A 6,406-nucleotide genomic window follows, 5' to 3' on the forward strand; every position below is an offset into this window, starting at 1 on the left:
CCCACCGATGGCGATGACACCCGAGAGCAGTCCGCGTGGCGCCGCAAGCCGACTTCGCGCATGGGCGGACGACCCCTCTCCCAAGCGCGGCTTCCTCTTCGTCGACGGTCCCGCCGGCTCCGGAAAGAGTGCGCTCCTTCGTGACTTCGCCGAGGCCACGCCGGGCACGGCGCTCGTCGATGCCGCAGGTCTCTCCACCGAGGCGGTCCTCGACCGCGTCATGCGGTCCCTCGGCGTCTCCTACGGGGATTACCGGGACGCCTATTTTCTCGTGGACTACATGGAAGAGCAGGAGCCGGCCCACTCCCTCGTCCTCGTTTCCAACACGCAGTGGGCCGGACGGAACCGGTCGACGACCGAGCCGCGGCACACTGCGGAGCACCTTGCGGGCAACCTGGGGCTGGATTACAAGAAGACCGGCGTCAGATTCGTCATCGAAGTCGACAGCGAAGTACACGATCTCAGCCCCCGCAACCGCTCCCCCCTCACAGTCGACTCCCGTCCCGCCATCACCCGCGCACCCTTCGGCTCACTCCCGGTTCGGGAGCGCACTGCCACCCTCGCCCTTTCGTTGGCCGAGCCGCGCAGAATTCGTTGGGAAGAATGGAGTGCGCTCTGCTCTCTCCTCGGCAGCGAATTCGACCACTCAGAACTTCAGTCGATCGCCGAAGAGTCGGAGTACATTTCGATCGACGGCGACGGTGATCTGCCCGTGTCGTTCACCCACGAGTCCGACGCGCGAAGGCTACGGAAGAACGAGGTTTCTCCCGAGGAGTTCCGCGCCTTCCACAATGCTGTATTCGACCTTCTCTCCGCACCCGGCGACGAGGATCCGCTCGGGGACTACCTGGCCCGCGCTCTGCCCGCTCATGCAGCCGTGGCCGGCCGCTTCGAGGAGCTTCTCGCCGCTCCCAGCCTCTTCGTCAAGTGCAATCACACTGCTCTGATCGAGGCACTGCCCGTCGCCTTCCCCGATGGCATCCCCGCCGGTTCCCTCGCCGCGGACCTGCATTACCTCGACGCCCTCGGCGTAACCCCCTCCTCGGACGGAGAATGGGTGTCGCTTCTGCATCTGCTGGCAGTGAGCCAAGGCGACGAGGAGCGCGCCAACGCTCTGGCAGAGCACGGCGGACCGCTGCCCTGGAAGACTGTGTGGTCCCACTGGCGGGCGCCCGGCCGGCTCCGCTCCAACCCGCCCCGGAGCGTGACGGTGGACCAGTTGCACGCCGGGCTCGCCCACTCCACGGTGACCGGCCTCACCAGGGGTGGCGGGCGGCAGGTCTGGGACGCGGCCACGGGACAACTCCTCGAGGAGGGCAAACGGAGCGACGCCGACGAGGCGACGCCGGGTGGCACCGTACAGACGGCTGCCTGGCGGGCCGAGCCGTCCTGGAACCTGGCCCGTCTCACACTCGCCGGTGACCCGTCCACAACCCGGCAGGTGCAGGCACCCACGGTGGGGGACGTGGTCTGTGTCGGCGATCTGGTGATACTCGGCGGGAAGCGTGGCATCTACGCCATCGAACCCGACCTCCGCCACTCCGACAGTGCTCCGCTCCGCGCACTGCCCGCCGTCGGGCCACGCGGAAAGATCACACCGCGCCCCTTCGACGAGGCCGCCTGCCGCCCCACCCGGGCCCGGGTACGGGAGATCTTCGGTGTCGATACCGTCCCCACTCTGACCGAAGACCGGCTTCCCGCCGGCCTGACGCACGAACCGACCCGCCGCTTCCTGACCGAGGTCGGCCTCCCCGCCGTCTCCGACTTCTACAGCCTCAGGCTCCACAACCTCCTCGCGACCGATTTGGCGGAGCACCAGTGGGAAGGCCCCAGAGACTTCGCAACGCCCGTCGGTGACGGCCCGTTCTACGAATTGGGCACCTGGATCGGCGGCGACCTTCTCCTCGACGGACCCACCGGCCGCGTACTGCGTCAGACACGGCCGGGCGCCGTCGACGACAGCAGCCCCGGCGAGCCTCTGGCAGGTTCCTCCCTTGCCTCGTTCGTCGCCATGGTGTGCCTGCAACGGGAGTACATGCTCGCCTACCGCACGTCCGGCGGGCTCGACGGCGAGGATCTGCTCGCAGAACTCACCGCATGGCTCTCCGTCCTCGACCCGGCGGCCGCGGCAACGCAGAACTGGGGACATGTCCTGGACGAGGAGAACTTCTCCTATCTGTAAGTCGGTGTCAAAGGGGCACTGCTCCACGTGCCTTTGCGCTTCGGGACCGTCAGCCCACGCAGATGCCAAGACGGCGCGCTGCGCGCTTTTGCCGAGCGGCTCGAAAACGTATGGGGGGCGCAACGCGGCTCAAGGCGGGTTGCGCAGGACGCTCTGCCCTCGAGCCTCTTCTGTAGGACCGCGTGCGCGTGCGAAGACGGGGCCCGGAGGGCCGGGGAGGAACGCGATGTCGTGCCGAGGGTGTGTCGGCGGCCGTATTCGGTAAGAGAAACGGGCGCGATCGGCACCTAAGATCGACGACGCAGGCGAAGGCGTCCGCGATGGCGGAGGACGGGGACCCATGACCGGCTCGACCGAGGACTACGCACCGCACCCTCACATAGGCGGCCGGACCGCCGCGCTGCGCGCGCTCGCCGCATGGCGCGCTGCCGCCCCCGGCGCTCCACGCGTGATCGCGCTCACCGGCAGCTCCGGCAGCGGGCGTTCACGGCTGCTCACCGGGTTCCTGATGCTGTGCGAGCCGGACTTCCGCACGCGGCTGCCGTTGGCCGAGATGGATCCGTCGACGGTGCCGCCCGAGCTGCCGGCCCCGGCGGTGCCCGCGCCCGCTGGGCTGACCGCGGCCCAGGTCCTGTGGCTGCTCGCCGACCACTTCGAGCTGAACGCCTCCAGCACCGAGGACGTGTACGCCGAGCTGGCCGCCCTCGACGAGCCGGTGACCGTCGTCGTACCCGACGTCGACCGCGCCGGTCCGGTACGTGCCACGGGCGAGCCCGCACGGCTCGTCCGGGAGGTGCTCGCTCCCCTGGCCGCCACCGAGACGGTACGGCTCCTGGCGGAGGTGCCGCGGCCGTGGGCCGCCGAGCTGGCCGCGGGGCTGCCGCCAGGGGCTGTGCGGATCATCGATCTCGACGAGCGCGAGTGGGCCGACCCCGAGAGCCTGGTGCTGCACGCCCAGGCGGCGCTGACCCCGGGCTTCGGGGCGCCGGAACTGCCGTTCACCGTCGACCCCGCCGCCCGCCTCGCCCTGGCGGCGGCCGTCGCCCGCCGGGCCGGGACCAGTCCACTGGTCGTCCAACTCGCGGTCAACTGCGCCCTGATGGCCCCCGAGGGCTTCGACCCGGCCGACGAAAGCCGGTTGCCGACGTCCGTCGGCGAGGCCCTCGACCTGCACGCCCGACGGTTCGGCGCCGACCCCCGGACCCTGCGGCTCATGCTGGCACCGCTCGCCCTGGCCGAGGCCGACGGTATCCCCGTGAATCTGTGGGAGCGACTGGCGAGCGCGGTCGCCGGGCAGGACATGAGCCGGGCACTCGCGGGCGGGATGCTGCTCGCCGGGCCGTTCGTGCAGCCGGAGGAGCAAGAGGAGGACGGCGGGCGTACGCTGCTCCGGCTGCTGCACCCGGCCGTCGGTGACGAGATCCGCGCCGGCCTGCCGAACGTCCGCGCCGCTCAGACACAGATCTCGATGGCACTGCTGGAAGCCGTGCCGGACCAGGACTGGAGCAAGGCCGACCCGTACGTGCGCGACCACATCGCGGGTCACACCCTGGAAGCGGGTCTGTTGCCCCAACTCCTCACGGACCCGGGGCTGTTCGTGCACGCCGACCCGGTACCGCTGCGCGCCGCCATCGAGGCCGTTCCGGTGGAGGCGCTCGGTGCGCCGGCCCGAACGTACCTGCGTACCGCTCCCCTGCTGACCCGCACGCAGGCACCCGCCGTGCTGCGCGCCGCCCTGCTGGAGACCGCGTTCGTCGAGGACGGCCTGCCGGAGTACGCCGACGCCATACACCGGCTCGGCCTCGAGCTGCCCTGGCGGACCCTGTGGAGCCTGCCGGTCGCCGGTGTGAGTGCCGTCACCGTCGGCAGCCTCCCGAGTCCGGACGGGCCGGCCACTGCTGTCGCCGTCCTCGTCGTGCCCGCGGGTACTCCCGGCGCGCGCCCGATCGGAGAGCCCGAGGAGGCGAGCGGTTCCGCCGTGCTCGTCCGCGGCCTCGTACAACCGGATGACCTCGGCGGCACCGATCCCGCACAGATCCTGCGCCCGTCCGAGGAAGAGCGCACCGCCGCGCCGCTCGCGCTGAGCCGAGGCGCCGACTACCTGCGCGTCTGGGACCGGGCCAGGGAGGAGGTCGTGGCGGCGTTGATCTCCGATACGCCCTTCACCGCCGCCGACATCTCCCCGGACGGGATCCTCCTCGTGGCCACCGAGCGCGGGGCGAAGGCCCTGCGCATCCACCCGGCCGAAGCGGCGCTAGCCTCGTAGCCACACCCCTTCCCCACCCGTGAACCAGCCATCCCGAAGGAGCCTCCTTTTGACCAGCCAGGAGCAGGCGGCGGTACAGGGCGTCAACGCGTCCGAAGGTGCCCGTCCGGTCACCGGCCCGGGCAACACCGCCGTCTTCACCTACGTCGATCCGGCGGGCGGTGAGGAGACCACTCTCTTCCGCAACTCGGGCCCGGGGCTGCCGCCCGCCGAGTACCAGTGCTGGGCCGAGCTGCGGCGGATGAACGTGCCCGTCGACAATGTCGTCGCCGTCCACACCGACCTGCGCCCCAGCCTGCTCCCGGGCGGTTACACGGCCGAACTCCTCCATTCCTTCCCCAACGCCCAGCTCTCCTGCTCTCAGACCTACGGAGCCCGTCCCGAGGAGCGCGCGGAGGGCGTCGCGGCGCTGGTGGAGCAGGTCGAGATGCTGCACCGGGTCGCCGGCCAGCAGCCGCCGCCCCGCCCGCACCGACTCCCGGTCCCCGCCCACGTGGCGCCGGCCGAGCCGATGCGTGACGTGGCCCTCGGCCACCGTCTCGTGGAGGTCTTCGGCCAGGACGGCGTACGTCGCTACGACGCCGACGACGTCGCCGACAGCCCCCTGCCCGACGCCACCAGGTCGACGCTCACCTGGGCCGGACTCCCCGCCGACCTTCCCCTTTTCTTCACCGCGGACCGGCCCGGCGCCGCTCCGGCCGGCGGCCTGTTCACCGACGTCGCCACGAACCTGCGCGAGCGCCGCAGCCCGGCGGGCGAGGAGAAGATCGGCGCCCTGGCCCACCTGGCCCGGATCGGCTTCGACGGGGTCGCGGTGATCGCGGTGCAGTGCGTGCCGGGGACGACGGAACCGGACGGCCTCGGCGCCCTGTGGGCCGTGGACCCGGTCACGGCCGAGGCCCGCTACGTCAACGTCTCGGCGGCCGCCTTCGCCCGTTCCCTGGCGCTGCTGGCCACCGTACGGCAGCGGATGCGGGGCCTTGACCCGGTCGCGGCGGGCGCGGAGGTGGCGGCACTGCAGGAGCAGCTGGTGGCCGTCGACGCTTCCGCCCTGGCCAACGCCTACACCTGGTGGTCGCTGATCGTCGAGCAGATGTGGCACGGACTGTTCTGATCGGCCCTGTGGAGATCCCCGCCGCGAGAACTGAGAGAGCCGAGAGAGCCGAGAGGACAAGGAGAGCACCCGTGACATCGGACAGCCCGGCGCCGCCGACCACCGCCGAACAGGCCCTCGACATCGTCCGCAGCCGGTACGCGCAGCCCAGGCTGCCGGACGGCACGCCCGCCCTGCTGCGCGTCGAGGAATTCGACATCGGATACCTGGTGTACGCGGAGTTCCCGCCGGTCACCGACGCCGCCGGCCGGCCTCAGCCCGCTCCGCCCGGCGGCAGCAAGATCGTCGTGTCCAAGGAGACGGGCGAGACGGTCACCGTCCCCAACTTCCCGAACCCCGCCGCCATCGATCTGTACCGCAGACAGCGCCGGTGATCGGTACGGGATCAGTACAGCGAGAACCCGCCGCTGTGCCGCCCCTGGCTCTTCCTCCTCGACTGCGAGCCCTCGGCGGCCGAGCCCCTCGGCTCGGCCTGCCCCGAGGACGGGTCACCGCTCGTCAGCGGCTCCCCGTGCCTGATCTGTTCGCGCTCCTCCTCGGAGAGCGACTCCCACTGGCCGCGCAGGGGCGCCAGGCCCCCGCCCAGGGTGCGCGCCACTGCGGGGTCGTCCAGGGCGTCGCGCAGGGCGAGCCGGCCGGAGAGCAGCCGCTTCGCCGCGTCCTGCATGTCCTTGCCGACGTTGTCGCTCTCGGACAGCCCCCGCAGGGCGGAGTTCAGCGAACGTATCTGCTCCGGTTCGAGTGCCTCGTCCAGCACCCCGCGGTCCTGCGAAGAGCCGTAGGGGGTAGGTGAGTTCTCGGGGTGCCTGGCCATGTCCGCTTCTCCTCGCTGCCCTCGTTTCCC

General features: G+C 71.3%; 5 protein-coding genes. 4 read left to right on the forward strand and 1 reads right to left on the reverse strand.

The features are described 5' to 3' along the window. Positions 1 to 7: 7 nt before the first annotated feature. The 4 genes from C3488_RS31475 (at position 8) to C3488_RS31490 (ending at position 5,936) form a co-directional block, all read left to right on the forward strand. On the forward strand, positions 8 to 2,182 hold the full coding sequence (locus C3488_RS31475; protein WP_146067967.1) for an SUKH-4 family immunity protein: 2,175 nt from the start codon (positions 8 to 10) through the stop codon (positions 2,180 to 2,182). A gap of 340 nt (positions 2,183 to 2,522) precedes the next feature. Beyond that, positions 2,523 to 4,448, forward strand: a complete 1,926-nt coding sequence (locus C3488_RS31480) for a hypothetical protein (protein ID WP_103844290.1) — start codon at positions 2,523 to 2,525, stop codon at positions 4,446 to 4,448. Between the two features lie 49 nt (positions 4,449 to 4,497). Continuing rightward, on the forward strand, positions 4,498 to 5,562 hold the full coding sequence (locus C3488_RS31485; protein WP_103844291.1) for an SUKH-4 family immunity protein: 1,065 nt from the start codon (positions 4,498 to 4,500) through the stop codon (positions 5,560 to 5,562). A 71-nt stretch (positions 5,563 to 5,633) separates the two neighbouring features. Next, positions 5,634 to 5,936: a hypothetical protein gene (locus C3488_RS31490; RefSeq protein ID WP_103844292.1), complete on the forward strand. Its 303-nt coding sequence runs from the start codon at positions 5,634 to 5,636 to the stop codon at positions 5,934 to 5,936. Positions 5,937 to 5,947: 11 nt separating this feature from the next. On the opposite strand, the gene C3488_RS31495 is transcribed toward C3488_RS31490, so the two are convergent. Then, positions 5,948 to 6,406 (reverse strand): hypothetical protein (locus C3488_RS31495; RefSeq protein WP_219822353.1); only part of this gene is annotated, 459 nt, incomplete at its 5' end.

It is taken from the genome of Streptomyces sp. Ru72, from assembly GCF_002920635.1.
GTDB lineage: Bacteria > Actinomycetota > Actinomycetes > Streptomycetales > Streptomycetaceae > Streptomyces.

Coding starts and splice junctions, on each gene's coding strand:
- C3488_RS31475 (WP_146067967.1), top strand. CDS start 8: ATGGCGATGACACCCGAGAGCAGTCCGCGTGGCGCCGCAAGCCGACTT.
- C3488_RS31480 (WP_103844290.1), top strand. CDS start 2,523: ATGACCGGCTCGACCGAGGACTACGCACCGCACCCTCACATAGGCGGC.